General features: G+C 71.5%; 17 protein-coding genes and 1 tRNA gene. 5 read left to right on the forward strand and 13 right to left on the reverse strand.

Annotation, left to right across the window (positions count from 1 at the left end):
* Nucleotides 1–61 precede the first annotated feature (61 nt).
* The 5 genes from pth to ABZ406_RS10035 form a co-directional block, all read right to left on the reverse strand.
* Nucleotides 62–652, reverse strand: coding sequence for an aminoacyl-tRNA hydrolase (pth, locus tag ABZ406_RS10015; protein ID WP_357758252.1), 591 nt, complete (start codon nt 650–652; stop codon nt 62–64).
* Between the two features lie 98 nt (nt 653–750).
* Nucleotides 751–1,425 carry a 50S ribosomal protein L25/general stress protein Ctc gene (locus tag ABZ406_RS10020; RefSeq protein ID WP_357758255.1) on the reverse strand — a complete coding sequence of 225 codons (675 nt, stop codon included), beginning with the start codon at nt 1,423–1,425 and terminating at the stop codon, nt 751–753.
* A gap of 334 nt (nt 1,426–1,759) precedes the next feature.
* Complete coding sequence (locus ABZ406_RS10025; protein WP_357758258.1) at nt 1,760–2,740, reverse strand: ribose-phosphate diphosphokinase; 981 nt, start codon at nt 2,738–2,740, stop codon at nt 1,760–1,762.
* 58 nt (nt 2,741–2,798) lie between these two features.
* A complete protein-coding gene (glmU, locus tag ABZ406_RS10030) occupies nt 2,799–4,358 on the reverse strand; it encodes a bifunctional UDP-N-acetylglucosamine diphosphorylase/glucosamine-1-phosphate N-acetyltransferase GlmU (RefSeq protein WP_357758261.1) in 1,560 nt (519 codons plus the stop codon).
* A gap of 110 nt (nt 4,359–4,468) precedes the next feature.
* Nucleotides 4,469–4,540 (reverse strand) — tRNA-Gln (locus ABZ406_RS10035).
* Nucleotides 4,541–4,847: 307 nt separating this feature from the next.
* Between ABZ406_RS10035 and ABZ406_RS10040 the strand changes: the two genes are divergently transcribed.
* Together ABZ406_RS10040 and ABZ406_RS10045 are read left to right on the forward strand one after the other, a co-directional pair.
* A complete protein-coding gene (locus tag ABZ406_RS10040) occupies nt 4,848–5,813 on the forward strand; it encodes an acyl-CoA desaturase (protein WP_357758264.1) in 966 nt (321 codons plus the stop codon).
* 223 nt (nt 5,814–6,036) lie between these two features.
* Nucleotides 6,037–6,735 (forward strand): TetR/AcrR family transcriptional regulator, encoded by a 699-nt coding sequence (locus tag ABZ406_RS10045; RefSeq protein WP_357758267.1) that lies wholly within the window; start codon nt 6,037–6,039, stop codon nt 6,733–6,735.
* A 6-nt stretch (nt 6,736–6,741) separates the two neighbouring features.
* Here ABZ406_RS10045 and ABZ406_RS10050 read toward each other — a convergent pair whose 3' ends face one another.
* From ABZ406_RS10050 to ABZ406_RS10075, 6 genes are all read right to left on the reverse strand, one after another.
* Complete coding sequence (locus tag ABZ406_RS10050) at nt 6,742–7,218, reverse strand: DUF4383 domain-containing protein (protein ID WP_357758270.1); 477 nt, start codon at nt 7,216–7,218, stop codon at nt 6,742–6,744.
* 204 nt (nt 7,219–7,422) lie between these two features.
* A complete protein-coding gene (locus tag ABZ406_RS10055) occupies nt 7,423–7,878 on the reverse strand; it encodes a DUF4383 domain-containing protein (protein WP_357758273.1) in 456 nt (151 codons plus the stop codon).
* Between the two features lie 100 nt (nt 7,879–7,978).
* Nucleotides 7,979–9,784: an ABC-F family ATP-binding cassette domain-containing protein gene (locus tag ABZ406_RS10060; protein WP_357758276.1), complete on the reverse strand. Its 1,806-nt coding sequence runs from the start codon at nt 9,782–9,784 to the stop codon at nt 7,979–7,981.
* Nucleotides 9,785–9,904: 120 nt separating this feature from the next.
* Nucleotides 9,905–10,852 (reverse strand): 4-(cytidine 5'-diphospho)-2-C-methyl-D-erythritol kinase, encoded by a 948-nt coding sequence (locus ABZ406_RS10065; protein ID WP_357758279.1) that lies wholly within the window; start codon nt 10,850–10,852, stop codon nt 9,905–9,907.
* Between the two features lie 77 nt (nt 10,853–10,929).
* Entirely contained in the window at nt 10,930–11,799 is an 870-nt protein-coding gene (rsmA, locus tag ABZ406_RS10070) for a 16S rRNA (adenine(1518)-N(6)/adenine(1519)-N(6))-dimethyltransferase RsmA (protein WP_357758282.1), read from the reverse strand.
* Nucleotides 11,793–12,692, reverse strand: a complete 900-nt coding sequence (locus ABZ406_RS10075) for a TatD family hydrolase (RefSeq protein ID WP_357758285.1) — start codon at nt 12,690–12,692, stop codon at nt 11,793–11,795. Before ABZ406_RS10075 ends, rsmA begins: the two co-directional genes overlap by 7 nt.
* A gap of 133 nt (nt 12,693–12,825) precedes the next feature.
* Between ABZ406_RS10075 and ABZ406_RS10080 the strand changes: the two genes are divergently transcribed.
* Nucleotides 12,826–14,073, forward strand: coding sequence for a hypothetical protein (locus ABZ406_RS10080; RefSeq protein WP_357758287.1), 1,248 nt, complete (start codon nt 12,826–12,828; stop codon nt 14,071–14,073).
* A gap of 43 nt (nt 14,074–14,116) precedes the next feature.
* On the opposite strand, the gene metG is transcribed toward ABZ406_RS10080, so the two are convergent.
* Nucleotides 14,117–15,919: a methionine--tRNA ligase gene (metG, locus tag ABZ406_RS10085; RefSeq protein WP_357758290.1), complete on the reverse strand. Its 1,803-nt coding sequence runs from the start codon at nt 15,917–15,919 to the stop codon at nt 14,117–14,119.
* A gap of 149 nt (nt 15,920–16,068) precedes the next feature.
* Here metG and ABZ406_RS10090 point away from each other — a divergent pair, with 149 nt between their 5' ends.
* Entirely contained in the window at nt 16,069–17,106 is a 1,038-nt protein-coding gene (locus ABZ406_RS10090) for a hypothetical protein (protein WP_357758293.1), read from the forward strand.
* A gap of 31 nt (nt 17,107–17,137) precedes the next feature.
* Here the strand turns inward: ABZ406_RS10090 and rsmI are convergent, their stop codons facing one another.
* A complete protein-coding gene (gene rsmI, locus ABZ406_RS10095; protein WP_357758296.1) occupies nt 17,138–17,986 on the reverse strand; it encodes a 16S rRNA (cytidine(1402)-2'-O)-methyltransferase in 849 nt (282 codons plus the stop codon).
* Between the two features lie 132 nt (nt 17,987–18,118).
* On the opposite strand from rsmI, the gene ABZ406_RS10100 reads away from it, so the two are divergent.
* On the forward strand, nt 18,119–19,780 hold the full coding sequence (locus ABZ406_RS10100) for a phospholipid carrier-dependent glycosyltransferase (RefSeq protein ID WP_357758983.1): 1,662 nt from the start codon (nt 18,119–18,121) through the stop codon (nt 19,778–19,780).
* Nucleotides 19,781–20,060: the final 280 nt, after the last annotated feature.

Genomic DNA, 20,060 nt, shown 5'->3' on the forward strand with positions numbered 1-20,060 from the left:
GCACGCCGAAAGGCGCAGACTACCGGCCCGGAGTTTCCGATTCGGGTACGCCCCGCCCGGCTCAGCCGCCGTGGTAGAGGTTCTGGGTCGGCTCCACGCCCTTGGTGATCACCGACTCCACCACGTCAGCGGCCCGGTCCACGAGGAAATCCAGCTCCTTGCGCTCGGCCGCGCCAAAATCCGACAGCACGTAGTCCGCCGGATCCTGCCGCCCCGGCGGCCGGCCGACCCCGAACCGCACCCGGGTGTAGTCCTTGGTGCCCAACGACTTCGACATCGAGCGCAGGCCGTTGTGCCCGCCCTCGCCACCGCCGAACTTGACCCGCACCTGGCCGAACCCGATGTCCAACTCGTCGTGAACCGCGATCACCTGCGTCGTCGGCACCTTGTAGAACTGCGCCAGCGCCGCGACCGGCCCGCCGGAAAGGTTCATGTACGTCAGAGGCTTCACCAGCACCAGCTTCGGCCCACCGAACCCGAGCCGCGCCTCGGCCACCTCGGCCACCGCCCGCTTGTGCCTGCCGAAACGCGCACTCACCCGCCCGGCCAGCAACTCAGCCACCATGAACCCGACGTTGTGCCGGTTTCCGGCGTACTCCCGGCCCGGGTTGCCCAGGCCGACCACCAGCCACGGCCCCGCCTCGTCCGTCACGACCCGTCCCTTCCGACGCCCATGCCACCGACTCCCGATATGCCGACAGGCGCCCCCGAACATCCGGGGACGCCTGTCGCACAGTACGAACGAACCGATCAGGCCTCGGTGCGCGCCTCGGTCGTCTCGTCGGCACCCTCGGAGCCCTCGGTGGTCTCGCCGACCTCGGCCTCGTCCTCGTCGGTGGCAACCTCGACCTCGGGCAGCGTCGCCTCGAGCTGCTCGGCGGTCGGGGCGGCGGTCACCGACGCGACGGTCAGCTCCGAGTCGGCGGCCAGCTCGACACCGGTCGGCAGCTCGACGTCGCCGGCGGTCACCTGGGTGCCCGCCTCCATGCCCTCGATCGACGCCTCGAGGTGGTCCGGGACCTTGGTGGCGTCAGCGGTCACCGAGAGGGTGTCGTGGTCGTGCACGATCAGGGTGTCCCGGGCGGCCTCGCCGGTCAGCTGGACCGGGACCTCGACGGTGACCTTCTCGCCCCGGCGGACCAGGATGAGGTCGACGTGCTCGAAGGTGTCGCGGATCGGGTCACGCTGGATCGCCTTCGGCAGCGCCAGCACCTGGGTGCCGTCGGTGATGTCGATCGCGAAGAGCTGGTTGGCACCGCCCTTGCGGATCGCGGCGGCGAACTCCCGCGACGGCAGCGCGATGTGCTTGGGCTTCTCGCCGTGGCCGTACAGCACGGCTGGCACCTTGCCGGCCCGGCGGGTACGGCGGGCACCACCCTTGCCGAACTCGGTACGGGGCTCGGCGCTGATCTTTACCTCGGACACGGGGAAACTCCTGATGCTTTTCGCTGCGGCGGCTTGTCGTCTAACGGTGCTGGGGCGAGGGGCTCGCTGGGGCTCATGCGTCATGAACGACTGCCCGGAGCACCGCGTCGATGACGGCACCTCCGTGCGGCGCTTTTCAGCGGCCCGCCGGGCACCCTCGCCGTGGCAACCGCACCAGTCTACCCGAGCTGTTTCCAGGGTTTCCGGCAGTCCCCGAACACTGCTCGGGGCCGACCCGCCGGTGGTGCTCCCACCGGCGCGCCGGCCCCGTTTCGGTCAATTTGCCGACCCCGCGTCCGCCAGCGTGTCGAGCGGCGGAATCGGGGCTACGTGCTCAGCTCAGGCCACCGAAGAGGGTGGTCACCGAGCCGTCGTCGAAGACCTCCCGGATCGCCCGCGCCAGCAGCGGCGCGATCGACAACACGGTGAGCTTGTCCAGCTGCTTCTCGGGCGGGAGCGGCAGCGTGTTCGTCACCACGATCTCGCTGATCGAGCTGTTCTTCAGCCGCTCGGTGGCCGGGTCGGAGAGCAGGGCGTGGGTGGACGCGACCACGATCTCCGCCGCACCGGACTCCTTGAGGATGTCGGCGGCCTTGGCGATCGTCCCACCCGTGTCGATCATGTCGTCGACGATCAGGCAGACCCGACCCTCCACCTCACCGACCACCCGGTTCGCCACGACCTGGTTGGGCTTCATCGGGTCACGGGTCTTGTGGATGAACGCCAGCGGGCAGCCGCCCAGCCGGTCGGTCCACCGCTCGGCAACCCGTACCCGACCCGAGTCCGGTGCCACCACCGTCATCGGCCGGCCAGCGTACTTGTGCTCCACGTACTCGGCCAGGATGTCCATCGCGAAGAGGTGGTCCACCGGGCCGTCGAAGAACCCCTGGATCTGCGCGGTGTGCAGGTCGACGGTGAGGATGCGGTTCGCACCGGCGGTCTTCAGCAGATCCGCCACCAGGCGGGCCGAGATCGGCTCCCGACCGCGGTGCTTCTTGTCCTGGCGCGCGTACGGGTAGAACGGCAGCACCACGGTGATCCGCTTGGCCGACCCCCGCTTCAGCGCGTCCACCATGATCAGGGTCTCCATGACCCAGGTGTTCACCCCGTGCGTCACGGACTGCACCACGAAGGCGTCCGAACCACGTACCGAGTCCTTGAACCGTACGAAGATCTCGCCGTTGGCGAACTCGTACGCGTCGGTCGGGGTCGGCGCGACGCCGAGCACCTCGCCGATCTCCTTGGCCAACTCCGGAAAGCCACGTCCGGAAAAGAGCATCAGGCTTTTGCGGTTTTCGGCGACGATGCTGCCCATGGGCCCGTCTGCTCCCGTTTTGTCGGCGGTACCCGACCCGGTGGTGGTGGGTCGGGGACTATTCGGTTGCAGTATCTCCCGCGCCGGATGCGCCGCCCACCGTCTCGGTCCCCCCGTGGATTGCCTCACTGTGGCTTGCGGCACCAGTCGGACCGGACGCACCGTTCGCGTCGCTGGCCGGCCGCGCATCAGTGGCGTCGTGGGCCCGCTGCGCCGCCTCCGCGGCGGCGGTGCCGGCCCGCCGCTTGACCACCCAGCCCTCGATGTTGCGCTGGCGCGCCCGGGCGACACCCATCGCCCCGGCCGGTACGTCGTCGATGATCACCGAACCGGCCGCCGTGTACGCCCCGTCACCCACCTCGACGGGTGCCACGAACATGTTGTCCGCACCGGTCCGCGCGTGGCTGCCGATCACCGTCCGGTGCTTGTTGACCCCGTCGTAGTTCACGAAGACCGACGCGGCACCGATGTTCGTCTGCTCGCCGATCGTCGCGTCGCCGACGTACGTCAGGTGCGGCACCTTCGCGCCGGCGCCGATCTGCGAGTTCTTCACCTCGACGAACGTGCCGACCTTTGCCTTCTCGGCCAACTGGGCGGCGGGCCGCAGGTACGCGTACGGCCCGACGGTGGCGCCGGCGCCCACCTCGGCGCCGACGGCGTGGCTGCGGATCACCGACGCGGCGGGGCCGACGACGGTGTCGATCAGGGTGACGTCCGGCCCGATCAGCGCGCCCGCGCCGATGACGGTGCCGCCCCGCAGCTGGGTGTTCTGGTCGACCACGGCGTCCCGGTCCAGGGCCACGGTCACGTCGATCCAGGTGGTGGCGGGGTCGAGCAGGCTGACCCCGGTGCGCATCCAGGCTTCGTTGACCCGGTCGCGCAGCAGACCGCGCAGCGTCGCCAGCTCCACCCGGTCGTTGCAGCCGAGCGTCTCGACGTGGTCGACGGCGACGTGCACCGCAACCGGCTCACCTGCCGAGCGGAGCAAACCGAAGACGTCGGTCAGGTACTCCTCGCCCTGGTCGTTGTCGGTGGAGAGCTTGCCCAGCGCCTCGCGCAGCCGTACCGCGTCGAACGCGTAGATACCGGCGTTGATCTCCCGAATCGCGCGCTGCGTGGCGTCGGCGTCGCGTTCCTCGACGATCTGCTCCAGGCGGCCGTCGGCGTCCCGGACGATCCGGCCGAGGCCGGCCGGATCGGGCACCTCGGCGGCCAGAACGGTGGCCGCCGCGGCGGCTTCCTCGTGGGCGGTCACCAGCGCGCCGACCGTCTCGGGTCGCAGCAGGGGCACGTCTCCGTTGATCACCACGACGGTGCCGGCGCCGTCCGGTACGGCGTCGAGCGCGATCCGCACGGCGTGCCCGGTGCCGAGCTGCTCGGCCTGGAGGACCGGTGTGGCGTCCGGGGCGATCTCGGACAGGTGTGCCCGGACCTGGTCGGCACCGTGCCCCACCACGACGACTGTGCGGTCCGCGCCCAGCGGGGTGGCGGCGCTCAGCACGTGGCCGAGGAGCGTCCGACCGAGCAGGGGGTGCAGCACCTTGGGCAGTGTCGACTTCATCCGCTTGCCCTCACCGGCGGCGAGTACGACGACGGTACGAAGGTGGGGCTGGGGCACGACGTGGCTCCCGTCGGGACGGCGGACACTCTCGCGGCCATGCTAGCCGCGGGGCCCGGCACGTTCCCCTCTTACCCCCACCGGAGCCCAAATCGGACGTAGGTGGGCAGCTCGGCCGCCAGGGTTCGAACCTGAAATACGGGTACCAAAGACCCGGGTGTTGCCAATTACACCACGGCCGATCAGCGACACCGCACATGTCGCAAGAGGGATGTGGCGACATCCCGCCGCTACACCTTAGCGCCCCGACCGCCGGGCGCCATCGCTCATCCCGCCGCATCGGGAGCGATCGACGGAGTCGACCCGCGATGGGCAGCGGCCAATGCCCCGACCAGAGCCGTCAGATTCCCGCCATCGGGCCTACTGACCAGCCATTTCGAGCGGTTACGCGAAGACCGTTCTAAACTTCGCCGTGCGATCTACGGTGCCGTAAGTTACGGTAACGTAGGCGTAGCTTCGTGATCCAAAACCATCCCCCTGCGAGGTCCCATGTCGACTGCTGTGCTCGATCCCAACACCGCCGGCCCCGGCCCGAAACCCCTCACCGATGGCAGCCAGTCGCCCGGCATCCTGGCCGCCCTCTGGGCTTTCGTGGTGATCCCCTTCGTCGCCCTGCTGGTCGCCGTACCGGTGGCGTGGGGCGGCTGGCTGGGCTGGACCGACGTGATCATCGGCCTGGTCTGGTACGTCGTCTCCGGGCTCGGCATCACGGTCGGTTTCCACCGCTACTTCACGCACGGCTCGTTCAAGGCCAAGCGGTGGCTGCGGGTGACCCTGGCGGTAGCGGGTTCGCTGGCGGTGCAGGGCGAGATCATCCAGTGGGTCGCCGACCACCGACGCCACCACGCCTTCTCCGATCTGGAGGGTGACCCGCACTCGCCGTGGCGCTTCGGCACCAGCTTCTGGGCGTTGACCCGGGGCCTGTTCCACGCACACGTGGGCTGGCTGTTCCGCCGGGAGCTGTCCAACCGCGAGCGTTTCGCGCCGGATCTCATCGCCGACCGGGACATCAGCCGGGTCGATCGGCTCTTCCCCGTGCTGGTGGTCGTCTCGCTGCTCGGCCCGGCGCTGATCGGCGGCCTGGTCACCTGGTCCTGGCAGGGTGCGCTCACCGCGTTCTTCTGGGCCGGGCTGGTCCGGATCGGCCTTCTGCACCACGTCACCTGGGCGATCAACTCGGTGTGCCACGTCTACGGCGAACGTCCGTTCGCGATGCGTCAGGGCGACCGCGCGTCGAACTTCTGGCCGCTGGCGATCCTGTCGTTCGGCGAGAGTTGGCACAACCTGCACCACGCCGACCCGACCAGCGCCCGGCACGGCGTGCTGCGCGGTCAGGTGGACATCTCCGCCCGGGTGATCTGGTTGTTCGAGAAGGTCGGCGCGGCAACGCAGGTGCGCTGGCCAAAGCCGGAGCGCCTCGCCGCCAAGCTCGTGAAGCCCGTCGCCCCCCGCTGAAACCGGGCGGTGCACGGGGATGCCGCCTGGCAGGATGGCTGGAGGACCGAGCCATGCGGGCAACCAGGCGGCTCGGCGGACGGGGCGCCGGGCCCAATCCGGGTACGGTCGAACGGCGCGGCCCGGTGGTCGAACCGCCCGACAGTGAGGCGACGACGTGAACGGGCACAGCGGAGGCACCATTCCACGGCAGGGCGTCACCGAGCGCCAGCAAGGCGGCGACATGCCCGAGGCCAGTGACGAGGCGGGAGCAGCTGTCGGTGGCCGACGGGTGTTGCCGACGGCAGCACCCAAAGCCAAGGCGCCCTCCCGGGTCCGCATGTCGGCGGCCCAGCGGCGGGAGCAGCTGATCGCGACGGGCCGGCAACTCTTCGCCGAGCGTGGTTTCGACGCCACCTCCATCGAGGAGGTGGCGGCCCGCGCCAAGGTCTCCAAGCCGGTCGTCTACGAGCACTTCGGTGGCAAGGAAGGGCTCTACGCGGTGGTGGTGGACCGGGAGGTCCGAGCCCTGCTGGACCGGATCACCACGGCGTTGACCGCCGGGCATCCGCGGGAGTTGCTGGAGCAGGCGGCGTTGGCCCTGCTGACCTACATCGAGGAGGAGACGAGCGGTTTCCGGGTGCTGGTCCGCGAGTCGCCGCTGATGTCCGGCACGGCCAACTTCAGCAGTGTCATGAACGACGTGGCCCACCAGGTCGAGCACATCCTGGGCGCCGAGTACAAGAGCCGGGGGTACGACCCGAAGCTCGCCGAGCTGTACTCGCAGGCGCTCGTCGGCATGGTGGCGCTGACCGGCCGCTGGTGGCTGGAGGTGCGCAAGCCGCGCAAGGAGACGGTGGCGGCGCACCTGGTGAACCTCGCCTGGAACGGGTTGTCGCACCTGGAGGCGAAGCCGACCCTGATCACCGCACGGCGTACCTGACCTCGGTCAGCGGCGGTGCACGTCGGCCACCGGGTGCTTGCGGTGCTCGAGTTCCGCCTCGGCGGATTCCGGCGGGCCGACCTTGTCGTAGAGGCCGGTGCCGAGCAGGATCAGGCCGAACAGCATCGACACGATGACTGTCGACATCGAGAAGTTGAGGACGTTCGCTCCGGTCTGCAGCACCGACATCGTCAGGATGCTCGTCACCAGGAACACCACGCCCGCTGTGAGGTTCATGTAGTGGCCGAGGTTGGTGCGCCGCGAGGCCCCGATGATCAGGACGACCCCGAAGATCACCGAGGCCAGCGAGAAGGCCAGGTTGGTCCGGAGCCCGAGGGCCCAGGTGCTGTTGCGGGCGAAGAGCGGGTCACCGATCGTCTCGGCCACGCCCCAGACGCCGAAGACCAGAATGTAGAGCCCGACGAGCCCGGAGAGGATCCGGTAGAGCGGCCGTGCCGGATGGTTGACCGGAAAGTGCGGCATGCCAGACCCCCTGATATGACCGTTTCAGGGGAATTGTCGCCCAGGTTCGCGCCAAGTGTCCGAAGAACCACAAAGCCGACGAGGTCCGCCGACAGGCAGGACCAGGTCAGGTTTTCGCCGGAGCCCGAGCTGCGCAGGGATCAAGCCTGACCGCCGGGAGCAGCTCGGGCTCCGGCGAAAACCCACTGCCGCAACCGCAAAAGATCAGAGAACCAGGCGAGCCTTGTGGAACGCCTCCGCCTCGTCCTCCGAGCCGACCTTGCCGTACATGCCGACCATGAGCAGCACCAGCGCGGCAGTCATCACGACGATCACGGTGGCGATGCTGAAGTTGAAGATGTTGGCGTCGGTCCGGATGAACGCGAGACCCGCCAGGCTGACCACCATGAGGCTGTACGCCAGCCACTGGTTGATCACCACGTCGATGTTGCGGCCGAGCCCGGTGCCGACCAGCACGACGATCCCGAGCAGCACGCAGAGCAGCGAGAAGCCCAGGTTGGTGCCCTGACCGAGCACCCGGGTGTCGTCCTGGGCGAGGATCTCGTTGCCGGTGCTCGTGATGATGCCGAGCACACCGAAGACGACCAGGTACAGACCGGTCAGCCCGCCGATCGCCCGGTAGATCGGCCGCGCGGGGTGGTTGACGGGGGTGTGTGCCATGTCTGTGTCTCCAACGCCGTGGGGTAGGTGTCGCCGACGATTGTCTCGCATGTGGTGGTGTGACGCCGCACACGGGGCCCGGGCCGGCGCGCCCGGCCGGTCAGGTCTCGGGCAGGTCCTCGGCGAGGGTCATCCAGGTCTCCTCGATCCGCTCCCGTTCGGCGCGCAGATCCTTGAGTTGGGTGTCCAACTCGGCGACCCGGGCGTAGTCGGTGGCGTCCGTCGCGAGCTGGTCGAGCAGCACTGTCTCGCGCTGGTCCAGCTTGCCGAGCTGCCGCTCCAGCCGGGTCAGCTCCTTACGGGCCTGCCGCACCTCGGCGGCCGATCTGCCACCTCCCGAGGGGGCGGCGGGCGCGGAGGTCGACGTGACGCCCGGCCGAGGAGAGCCGGCCCGCTCGGCGGTCCGCGCGAGGTATTCGTCCACGCCGCCCGGAAGGTGCACCAGCCGACCGTCGCCGAACATCCCGTACGCCGTGTCGGTGACCCGCTCGATCAGGTAGCGGTCGTGGCTGGCCACGATGATCGTGCCGGGCCACGAGTCGAGCAGGTCCTCCAGCGAGGCGAGGGTGTCCGTGTCCAGGTCGTTAGTGGGCTCGTCGAAGAGCAGCACGTTTGGCTCGCCGGCCAGCAACCGCAGCATCTGCAACCGGCGGCGTTCCCCACCGGACAGGTCACTGACCGGGGTCCAGAGCCGGCGGTCGTCGAACCCGAACACCTCGGCGAGCTGCGAGGCGGAGACCTCCCGGTCCCCGAGCTGCACCCGGCGGGCGACGTCCTCCACCGCCTCCAGCACCCGCAGGTGCCCGGGCAGCTCGGTGAGCTCCTGGGAGAGGAACGCGGGCCGCACGGTGGAGCCGGTGCCGAGGCGACCACCGTCGGGGCGGGTGATGCCGGCGAGCATTCGCAGCAGGGTGGTCTTGCCGGCACCGTTGGCGCCGAGGATGGCGATCCGGTCGCCGGGGCCGACCTGCCAGGTGACGTCCCGCAGGATCTCCTTCGGGCCGGCGTGCAGCTCGACGTTCTCCAGGTCGTACACCTGCTTGCCGAGCCGGGAGGTGGCCATCCGCTGCAACGACATGGTGTCGCGAGCCGGCGGCACGTCGGCGATCAACGCGTTCGCGGCGTCGATGCGGAACTGCGGCTTGGAGGTCCGGGCGGGCGGGCCACGGCGCAGCCAGGCGATCTCCTTGCGGAGCAGGTTCTGCCGGCGGGCCTCGGTGGCGGCCGCGATCCGCTCGCGCTCGGCGCGGGCGAGGATCCAGGCGGCGAAGCCGCCCTCGTAGGCGCGGACGGCCTGGTCGGCGACCTCCCAGGTGGTGGTGCAGACCGCGTCCAGGAACCACCGGTCGTGGGTGACCACGACCAGGGCGCCCTTGCGCCCAACCAGGTGCCGGGCCAGCCAGTCGACACCGCCGACGTCCAGGTGGTTGGTGGGCTCGTCGAGGATGAGCAGGTCGGCGTCGCGGACGAGCAGCGCGGCGAGGGCCACCCGGCGGCGTTCGCCACCGGACATCGGGCCGACCGGCTGGTCGAGGCCGAGGTGCGGCATGCCGAGGCCGTCGAGGATGGCCCGCACCCCGGAGTCGCCGGCCCACTCGTGCTCGGCGCCCATGCCCTCGGCGAGCCAGGCGGTGCCGAGCACCACGTCCCGGACGGTCGCCTCGGGGGCCAACGCGAGCTGCTGCGGCAGCCAGAGCACGCGCAGGTCACGGCGGTGGGTCACCCGGCCGTCGTCGGGGTCCTCCTGCTTGGTGAGCAGCCGCAGCAGGGTGGACTTGCCGGCGCCGTTGAGGCCGACCACACCGATCCGGTCGGCGTCGTCCAGGCCGAGCGAGACGTCCGTGAGCAGCCGCCCGGCGGCGCCGTACCCCTTGGACACCCGGTCCAGATTGACGATGTTCGCCACGTTCCACCCTTCATGATCAAGGCGTCCGGGTGCCGGCGGGCACCTGGACGCCTGTCCCAAGGGTACGCGGACGCCCCGAACGCCCGCGCCGCGTGCCGGCCGGCCCGGTCGGAGGCGTTCTCAGCCGACGCGGGCGCCGGCTACCGGACCGCGCGCGACCCGCGCCTCCCGGCAGACGCCGGCGGCGGTCAGCTCGGCGGCGATCCGCTCCGCGTCGGCCGCGTCGGCGGCGAGGAACACGCAGGTCGGCCCGGAGCCGGAGACGATTCCGGTGAGCGCACCGGCCGCCTCGCCGGCCTTCAACGTGTCGGCGAGCGCCGGGCGCATGGCCAGCGCGGCGGCCTGGAGGTCGTTGCCGAGCGTACTGGCGAGCACCCGGGGGTCACGCTGGCGCAAAGCGCCCAGCAGGGCGTCGGTGCTGCCCAGCGGGGTGCCGGCGGCGCCGGAGTCGCGGAGCCGGTCCAACTCCCGGTACGCGGCAGGCGTGGACAGGCCGTCGTCGGCGATCGCCACCACCCAGTGCCAGGAGGTGGGGCGGGCCAGCACGGGGCTGATCGCCTCGCCCCGGCCGGTGCCCAGCGCGGTGCCGCCGTAGATCAGGAACGGCACGTCGGACCCGAGGTCGGCGGCGATGCCCGCCAACTCGTCGCGGGACAGCCCGGTGCCCCACAGCGCGTCGCACGCCACCAGCGCGGCGGCAGCGTCGGCACTGCCACCGGCCAGCCCACCGGCGAGCGGGATCTGCTTGCGCAGGTGCAGTCGGGCGTGCGGCAGCACCCCCGCGTACCCGGCGAGGGCGTGCGCAGCGCGGATCACCAGATTGGTGTCGTCCAGCGCCAACTCGCCGGTGCCCTCGCCCTCCATGGTCAGGGCGAGGGTGTCGCCCCGGCGGGCGGTCAGCTCGTCGTAGATCGAGATGGCGTGGTAGATCGTGTTCAGCTCGTGGTAGCCGTCCCGGCGCAGGGGGCCCACCCCGAGGTGCAGGTTGACCTTCGCGGGCACCCGCACCCGCACCGGGCCGATGGCCCCGCGTCGCTCGTCGTCGTCCGGTCGCCAGGCCTCGGTCACGGGGTGGTGTCCCGCAGGTGCAGACGGATGTCGAACGGCTTGGCCACGATCAGCTCCTCGGCAGGCACGGCGTCAGCCTACTTCCCGGCCGGCGTACCGGCCGGAGCCGACGCGGCGATGGCGGCGAACTGCTCGACGGTCAGTGACTCCCCACGGGCACCGGGGTCGACGCCGGCGGCGGTGAGCGCCGCGGCCGCCCGGTCCGCGCCGCCGGCCCAGCCGGCCAGCGCGGCGCGGAGGGTCTTGCGGCGCTGCGCGAACGCCGCGTCCACCACGGCGAAGACCCGTTCGCGGGGTACGTCGGTGCGGGGCGGCTGGCGGCAGGTGAAGGCGACCAGGCCGGAGTCGACGTTGGGCACCGGCCAGAACACGTTCGGCGGCACCTTGCCGGCGCCCCGGGCCTCGGCGTACCAGGCGAGCTTCACCGACGGGATGCCGTACACCTTGGAGCCGGGACCGGCGACGAGCCGATCGGCGACCTCCTTCTGCACCATCACCAGGCCGTGGCGCAGAGTGGGCAGCACGGCGAGCAGTTGGAGCACCACCGGCACGGCGACGTTGTAGGGCAGGTTCGCCACCAGCGCCGTCGGTGGCGGGTCGGCCAGTTCGGCGGCGGCGATGCGCAGCGCGTCCGCGCGGTGCACGGTGAGCCGGGCGGCGTCGGCTCCGGCGTGCCGCGCGACGGTCTCCGGCAGCGCCCCGGCGAGCACCGGGTCGATCTCCACGGCGTGCACGTGCCCGGCCACCGGCAGCAGCCCCAGGGTCAGCGAGCCGAGCCCGGGCCCCACCTCCAGGGCCACGTCGTCGGGGGTCAGGCCGGCGGCGGTGACGATCCGACGCACCGTGTTCGGGTCGTGCACGAAGTTCTGGCCCAGCTTCTTGGTGGGCGCGACGCCCAGCCGGGCGGCGAGTTCCCGGATCTCCGCCGGGCCGAGCAGGCTCACCACGGGCCGAAGGCCCGGTCGCCGGTGGCGGAGATGGCCGCGCACAACTCGTCCAGGTCGCGGCCGGTGGTCGCGGCGAGCGCACGGACGGTGAGCGGGATCAGGTACGACGCGTTCGGCCGGCCGCGGTACGGCATCGGGGTGAGGTAGGGGGCGTCGGTCTCCACGAGCAGCTGATCCACCGGGGTGAGCGCGGCGGCCTCGCGCAGCGCCGTCGCGCTGCCGAAGGTGACGGTGCCGGCGAAGCTCAGCAGGAAACCGCGGCGGACGCACTCGCTGGCGAAGTCGGCGTCGCCGGAGAAGCAGTGCAGCACCACCCGGTCGGGGGCACCCTCGTCGTCGAGGATCCGCAACACGTCGGCGTGCGCGTCGCGGTCGTGGATGACAAGCGTCTTGCCGTACCGCTTGGCGATGGCGATGTGCGCCCGGAAGCTCTGCTCCTGCGCGGCACGCCCCTCGTCACCGGTCCGGAAGAAGTCCATCCCGGTCTCGCCGATCCCCCGGACCCGGTCGCGGGCGGCGAGTGACTCGATCTCCCGCAACGCCTCGTCGAGGTCGCTGAGCCGGGGCGCCTCGTTGGGGTGCAGCGCCACGGTGGCCAGCACGGCCGGGTACCTGTCGGCGGTGTCCGCGCCCCACCGCGAGGAGGCCACGTCCACGCCCACCTGGACCAGCCGGTCCACGCCGACCTTCGTGGCCAGCGCGATGGCAACGGCCACCGGGTCGTCGGCCGGCCCGCCGCCGGGCACACCGGCCTCGCTGACCGTGATGTCCAGGTGGGTGTGGCTGTCCAGTACCGCCCGGGGCAGCGGCTCCGGGGCTGGCGGAAACTCTCCGGCCCGCCGGGCGGCACGCTCGCGGCGGGATTCAGTGGGCTCGCTCATCAGCGACAGCATCACACACCGGGCCTGTCCATCTGCCCGCCACCCGACGTTCACCCCGACTACGCCGCGCGACTCTACCGTCGCCAACGGGCCGACGCGGGCGGCGCGACGGCACCCGTCTCACCGGACAGAGGGAGGTGACGGCATGAGCGTCACCCCCCGGACCGACGGCACCGCTGGCGAACGCACCGGCCTGCACGTGGCGTTCGGCGGCGGCGTGTACCCGGCCGAGGAGATCGCCCGGGGTGCCGCGTACGAGTTGTTCAGCGCCGACGAGGTGGCCGGCTTCGAGTGGGCGCCCCGCCCCGGCAGCGCCCTGCCGTGGCGAAGGTTCGTGCACGTCACCGAGGTGACTGCTGTGCACGGGGCCACCGAACCGGCCGACGAGCCGGAGACACCGCTCCTGATGCCCGCCCACCGCGAGCGGGGTTGGGCCGACCTGCACCAGCTCAGCCAGCAGCCGGCGGCGGCGGGCGACCCGATGCTGACGATGGCACGCGCGTCGGCGGTGGTCCGGCGGGGCACCCGGATGATGAAGGTGCTCTCCGCCCAGCAGGTCGCCGGCTACGTCCGGGGTTGGTTGCCGCACGGCTTCTGCTACCGGGAGCACGACGTGGCGCACCTGCGGACGCCGGCGACGACCACTGTGCTGCGGACCGACGGCGACGCCGGCCGGGAGGGCCCGGACGTGGCGTACGCGCTGCGCTGGCGCGCGTCCGACCCGGGCGACTACGACGTGCCGGTGGGCCCCGCTCACCGTGGCCTGACCGCGCTGCCCTCGCGGGACCGGCTCGGCGCCCCGGTGCTCGGCACGGGCTTCGTGCCCAGCAACGGTCAGCTCATCCCGGAGTTCATCACCCGGGACTTCGCCGACCTGCCGATGCCGGCGAACGCCACCCTCGTCGCCTACCCGCCGGAGGGGGTGGAGGTGGTGCTGTACACCTACCAGGCCGAGCAGCGCGGCTGGCTACGGATGGTGGGCCCGCAGTGGCGACACCTGCTGGCGGCGGTGCCCGGCATCTCCCCGGATCAGGAGTACGTGCCGAACGCGGAGGCGCCCCGCTCCACCCAACTCGTCGGCATGTACGGCGACACCGAGTACGAGGCGGTGGCGGACCTGCCCGGCGGGTTCCGCGTGCTGGCGATGACCCGGGCGGCCCGTTACCCGGTGGACGCGGTGGCCCGCCGGGTCCGGTTCGCCCACTGGCGGGGAGTGCCGTGCCTGGTGCTGCGGGAGGAGGCCGGCTGGCTGCGGGTACGGTTGCGCTACCCGAACCCGGACACCGTGATCACCACCGGTGCGCAGTGTCAGGAACGGGGCGTCTACGAGGCGTGGGCGCCGGGCGCCGAGGTGACCGACGACCAGGTGATGGACACCAGGTACGCGATGTGACGGCGCGCGGCGGTCGGTCATCCGGCCGCCGCGCGGCGCGCGTTCACTCGGCCAGCCGGGCCAACTCCTCGTCGACGATCGACGGGTCGAGCTTGCGGAACACCGGCTTCGGCGTGGACAGCGGACGGCCCGCCTCGATCGACACCGACTCCCAGCGCGCGCCGACCGTGTAGTCGCCGGTGAGCACCGGGTACGCCGGGCCACCGTCCAGATCGTCGACCTGCTCGATGACGGGCATCGGCGCGTGTACGCCGATGCCGCCGAGCAGCTCGTGCACCTGCTGCGCCGAGTGCGGCAGGAACGGGGTGAGCAGCGTGTTGGCGTCGCTGATCACCTGGAGGGCGACGTGCAGGATGGTGCCCATCCGGGGCCTGTCCGCCTCGTCCTTGAGCTTCCAGGGTGCCTGCTCGGAGAGGTACCGGTTGGCCTCGGCGACCACCTTCATGGCCTCCCCGATCGCCTGCTTCTGCCGGTGCCGGCCGATCAGGTCGCCGACTCCGGTGAAGCCGGCCCGGGCGACGGCGAGCAGCGCCTCGTCGGCCTCGGTGAGCCCGGCCGGGTCGACCGGAGGGATCGCCCCGAAGTTCTTCGCGGCCATCGAGACGCACCGGTTGACCAGGTTGCCCCAGCCGGCGACCAGCTCGTCGTTGTTGCGGCGCAGGAACTCGGCCCAGGTGAAGTCGGTGTCGTTGCTCTCCGGGCCGGCGGCGGCGATGAAGTAGCGCAGCGCGTCGGCGTCGTAGCGCTCCAGGAAGTCGCGAACGTAGATGACCACCTTGCGGGACGAGGAGAACTTGCGCCCCTCCATGGTCAGGTACTCGCTGGAGACCACCTCGGTGGGCAGGTTGAGCCGGCCCAGCTCGCCCGGCTCACCGTCGCGGGAGCCCTCGCCCGAGTAGCCGGAGAGCAGCGCCGGCCAGATCACCGAGTGGAAGACGATGTTGTCCTTGCCCATGAAGTAGTAGGACTGGCTGTCCTTGCCGGCACCGTCGGTGGACCACCACCTGCGCCACGCGTCGGGGTCGCCGGAGCGGCGGGCCCACTCGATCGAGGCGGACAGGTAGCCGATCACCGCGTCGAACCACACGTAGATCCGCTTGTCCGACCGGTCCCGCCACCCGTCGAGCGGGATCGGTACGCCCCATTCCAGGTCCCTGGTGATCGCCCGGGGCTGGAGGTCGTCGAGCAGGTTGCGGGAGAACCGCAGCACGTTGGGCCGCCACCCCTCGCGGGTGTCCAGCCACTGCCGCAGCACCTCGGCCAGGGCCGGCAGGTCCAGGAAGAAGTGCTCGGTCTCGACGAACTTCGGAGCCTCCCCGTTGATCCGCGACTTCGGGTCGATCAGGTCGATCGGGTCGAGCTGGTTGCCGCAGTTGTCGCACTGGTCACCGCGCGCGCTGTCGTACCCGCAGATCGGGCAGGTGCCCTCGATGTAGCGGTCGGGCAGGGTGCGCCCGGTGGACGGGGAGATCGCGCCCATGGTGGTCTTCGGCACGATGTAGCCGTTGCGGTACATCCCCTCGAACAACTCCTGCACCACCGCGTAGTGGTTGCGGGTGGTGGTGCGGGTGAACAGGTCGTAGGAGAGGCCGAGGCCGTGCAGGTCCTCGACGATCACCCTGTTGTACCGGTCGGCCAGTTCGCGCGGGGTCACCCCGTCGGCATCGGCCTGCACCTGGATCGGCGTGCCGTGCTCGTCGGTGCCGGAGACCATGAGCACGTCGTGGCCGGCCATCCGCATGTACCGGGCGAAGACGTCGGAGGGAACGCCGAAACCGGAGACGTGGCCGATGTGGCGGGGGCCGTTGGCGTAGGGCCAGGCCACTGCCGCGAGAACGTGACTCATGAGCAGTGAGCCTAGTGACCCGTCCGGGGCGTTCGCGAACCAATAGGGGGTGCCCGCCCGGCGGACCGGGCCGACCACCCCGACCGTTGGTCCGATTTGTCGCCGACACGCGGCTCAACTGCCCGTTTCACCTCCTGAGGCGGTGTGCAATGAACGTCGTGACGGGCAGAGGAGCGGCGCGGGACCACGAGGACCGTCCCACCGGGTCGGCGGTCGGCGACGACCTCGCGCCCGAACCCGCCGCGCCCCGGGTCGCCGGAGTCGCGCCGCAGCCCCGGCCGGTGCCCGGCGCCGACCCGGGTGCGCAGCGGCCCACCCCGGCGGGGAGATCCGCCGCAGCGGCCCGCCCCACGCCGGCGGGGCCGTCGCCGACCCCGACCCGTCCGACCCCGGCGGCACCCGTACCCAGCCCGGTCCGGCCCGGCTCGTCGGGTCGGCCGGCCGACGCGGAGTCCGTCGAGGTGGAGCCGACCACCGGCGCGCCGGTGGACGCGGTGCCGCGTCGGGTGCCGGTCCGGCAGCAGGGACGCCAGCAGCGCGACCACCGCCCGGACGGCGACCCGCCGGACGACGACGGCGCTTTCTGGGCACCGATCGAGCAGGTGCACTGGGACGGCACCCCGGTCCGCAAGGACCCGGCGCGGTCGCGCGGGCTCCGACCGGCGTGGCGTCGGGCACCCAGCCGTACGCCGCCACCGCCTGACCCGCTGCCCGGGCTCGCCGCGCTCGTCGGGCTGAGCCTGGTCGTGGCCTTCTTCGCCTGGGTCAGCGCCGGCCCGTTCTGGCTCGCGGTCGGGCATGGCCGGACGGGCACCGTGGTGATCGACCACTGCTCCGGCGGCGGGCTCACCCAACGGTGCCGGGGCATCTTCACGGCCGACGACGGGCGGTTCGTCGCCCATGGCGTCCGGGTCAGCGGCGTGCCCGCCGAGGGAAGCGTTCCCGGCACCCCGCTGCCGGCACGGATGACCGGCCCGGACAGCGGCACCGCGTACGCGGACGTCGGCGTGGGCCGCCACCTGCGCTGGCTGCCCGGTCTGCTGGTGGTGATCGGCTGCACGGCCGGCATCGTCAGGTGGACCGGTTCGTCCCGGCTCCCCGGCCGACGGCACCGCCGCTGGGCGATCGCCGCCGCCATCGCCGGCCCCACCCTGATCACCGTCGGATTCCTCGCCACCGCGTGGTGAGCTGGTCGTCGGAGGGGCCCGACCACACCGGTCAGCTGTGCACGATCGTGTAGACGTCCCTGCGGCGCAGTGTGTACTCGGTGGCGACGTCGGTGATGGCGTCCCGGCGGGACCGGCCGGCGGCCTCCCGCTCGGCGACGGCGGCGCGCAGGGTGTCATCGTCGGGCCGTTCGGCGGCGGTCACCGGCGCTCCGGCCACCACCAGGGTGATCTCGCCACGCGGGTCTCCCTCGCTGGCCCACCGGGCCAGCTCGCCGAGGGGACGGCGGAGCACCTCCTCGTAGGTCTTGGTGAGTTCGCGGCAGAGCGCGGCCGGCCGGTCCGCTCCGAACGCGTCGGCCAGGTCGGTGAGGGCCGCCCCGATCCGGTGCGGGGCCTCGAAGAAGACCAGGGTGCGCTCCTCGGCGGCGAGCGCGCGCAGCCGGGATCGGCGGCCACCGGGGGTACGGGGCAGGAAGCCTTCGAAGCAGAACCGGTCGCAGGGCAGCCCGGAGACGGCGAGGGCCGTGGTGACCGCGCTCGGGCCGGGGGCCACGGTGATCGGCGCCCCGACCTCCAGCGTGGCGCGGACCAGCCGGTATCCGGGGTCGGAGACGCTCGGCATCCCACCGTCGGTGACGAGCGCCACCACGTACCCGCCGAGGATGGCCTCGACCAGTTCGGGGGTGCGCCGCTCCTCGTTGCCCTCGAAGTAGGAGACGATTCGACCGCCGACGGTGAGGTCGAGGTCGCGGGCCAGCCGGGTGAGCCGGCGGGTGTCCTCGGCGGCGACCACGTCGGCGCTGATCAGCACCTCTCGCAGTCGGGCCGAGGCGTCGGCGGGGTTGCCGAGTGGAGCACCGAGCAGAATCAGGCGCCCGACTTCGGACATTTCACCCACGGATTCGTCTCCTTCATTGACTGGGAATACCGGTATCAGGGACGACGGACGCCACCGGTCACCTTGGCAGCCTACGATCGCCGGGTGACGAGTGCGTCGACAGCGCAGAGCCCGAGCGCCGATCCGGACAAGATGATCCAGGCGACGGGTGAGCCCGGTGCCACCCAGGAGCCGACGGCACCCAGCGCCGAGGGCGGCGGGGTGGCCGCCACGCTGCGGCGACGGTTCGCCACCGTCGACACCCAGGCGGACCGGTTCTCCTGGCTGGCCACGGCGGTGGTGGTGGCCATCGCGGCGATCCTGCGCTTCGTCGGGCTGTCCAGCCCGAAGGGCAAGATCTTCGACGAGACGTACTACGCCAAGGACGCCTACGGGCTGATCTCCCGTGGTGTCGAGTGGAACTACAAGGACAACGTCCCGTCGTACGTGGTGCACCCGCCGCTGGGCAAGTGGTTGATCGGCATCGGCGAGTGGGCCTTCGGCTATCAGGACGCCGACTCCAAGGTCTCCGTCCCCGGGCACCTGATGACCACCGCGCCGGAGTTCGGCTGGCGGTTCTCGGCGGCCGTGATCGGCACGCTGTCGGTGCTGCTGCTGATCCGCATCGGTCGGCGGATGTTCCGCTCGACGGTGCTCGGCTGCGCGGCCGGCCTGCTGCTCGCCCTGGACGGCTTCCACCTGGTGCTGTCGCGCGCCGCCCTGCTCGACATCTTCCTTCTCTTCTTCGTGCTGGCGGCGTTCGGCGCGCTGGTGCTCGATCGTGACGCACGGCGTCGGCGCTGGGCCCGTGCTCTGGACGACGGGCTCGATCCGAGCCAGCCGGGCCGGGCCGGCCGCCCGCCGACCGGTTGGCGCACCTGGCCGTGGTGGCGGCTGGCCGCCGGGGTGCTGATCGGCTGCGCCTGCGCGGTGAAGTGGAGCGCCCTGTACTTCGTGCCGGCCTTCGCGCTGCTGGTGCTTTTCTGGGAGGTCGGCGTCCGCCGCTCGGCGGGGGTCCGTCGACCCTGGCGGGACACGCTCGTCGACGAACTTCCCTGGCTGGTGCTTGCGGGTGTGCTCATGGTGGGCACCTACCTCGCCACCTGGTCGGGCTGGCTGATCACCGACGACGGTTACTACCGGCTCGCGTCGGCCTACCCGAGTGCCCCGCTCAGCGACCGCCCGGTGATCGGTCCGCTGATCAACCTCTTCGAATACCATCGCGCGGCGTACGGCTTCCACGCCCAGTTGGACGACGCGCACAAGTACCAGTCGTGGCCGTGGCAGTGGTTGCTGCTGGGCCGGCCGGTGGCGTTCCACTACGCCAACACCGGGGTCTGCGGCGCGGCGACCTGCTCCTCGGAGATCCTGCTCCTCGGGACCCCGCTGCTCTGGTGGTCGTTCCTTCCCGCCCTGGTGGCCCTGGTCTGGCTGGGTGTGGCCCGTCGGGACTGGCGGGCCGGCGCGATCCTGCTCACCGTGGCCGCCGGGTTCTTGCCGTGGTTCTGGTTCGCCCTCGACGGTAGGACGATGTTCTCGTTCTACGCCGCGCCGGCGGTGCCGTTCCTGGTGCTGGCCGTGGTGTACGTGTTGGGCGCGATGATCGCGCCCGCCGGGGGTGACGTGGGTGTGGTGGCCCCGCTGGTGCCGGGTGACCCGAGTTACGAGCGCCGACTGGTGGGCAGCATCGCGGCGGGGGCGTACGTGCTGCTGGTGGCGCTCTGCTTCGCGTACTTCTATCCGATCTTCGTCGGCCGGGTGATTCCGTACTCGGACTGGCTGTCCCGAATGTGGCTCGACGGTCGGTGGATATAAGCATCGACAGGCGACGCGCCGCACAGCGCGACGGAAGAAGGGCCCGCACGCCGAAGCGTGCGGGCCCTTCTTGACAAAGACGCGCGCCCCGATCGCCTGCCACGGGGGAAGCGGGCGATTGGGGCGCGCATGAAGAGCTTAACCACCGCGCACCAGTGGCACAACGGGTCGACTTGGGTCAGATTTCCGACGATTGCCGGCCGGGTCGACACCTTCCCTCGCACAGTTGACCGAGGGTGACCCGCCGTGGACCCAGAGCGCGGGCGGGGTCGGTCCGAGG

The sequence above is a fragment of the Micromonospora sp. NPDC005710 genome (assembly GCF_040630995.1).
In the GTDB taxonomy this organism is placed as follows: domain Bacteria; phylum Actinomycetota; class Actinomycetes; order Mycobacteriales; family Micromonosporaceae; genus Micromonospora.

Coding starts and splice junctions, on each gene's coding strand:
- ABZ406_RS10025 (WP_357758258.1), bottom strand. CDS start 2,740: ATGGGCAGCATCGTCGCCGAAAACCGCAAAAGCCTGATGCTCTTTTCC.
- ABZ406_RS10040 (WP_357758264.1), top strand. CDS start 4,848: ATGTCGACTGCTGTGCTCGATCCCAACACCGCCGGCCCCGGCCCGAAA.
- ABZ406_RS10045 (WP_357758267.1), top strand. CDS start 6,037: ATGCCCGAGGCCAGTGACGAGGCGGGAGCAGCTGTCGGTGGCCGACGG.
- ABZ406_RS10050 (WP_357758270.1), bottom strand. CDS start 7,218: ATGCCGCACTTTCCGGTCAACCATCCGGCACGGCCGCTCTACCGGATC.
- ABZ406_RS10055 (WP_357758273.1), bottom strand. CDS start 7,878: ATGGCACACACCCCCGTCAACCACCCCGCGCGGCCGATCTACCGGGCG.
- ABZ406_RS10075 (WP_357758285.1), bottom strand. CDS start 12,692: ATGCTGTCGCTGATGAGCGAGCCCACTGAATCCCGCCGCGAGCGTGCC.
- ABZ406_RS10080 (WP_357758287.1), top strand. CDS start 12,826: ATGAGCGTCACCCCCCGGACCGACGGCACCGCTGGCGAACGCACCGGC.
- metG (WP_357758290.1), bottom strand. CDS start 15,919: ATGAGTCACGTTCTCGCGGCAGTGGCCTGGCCCTACGCCAACGGCCCC.
- ABZ406_RS10090 (WP_357758293.1), top strand. CDS start 16,069: ATGAACGTCGTGACGGGCAGAGGAGCGGCGCGGGACCACGAGGACCGT.
- ABZ406_RS10100 (WP_357758983.1), top strand. CDS start 18,119: ATGATCCAGGCGACGGGTGAGCCCGGTGCCACCCAGGAGCCGACGGCA.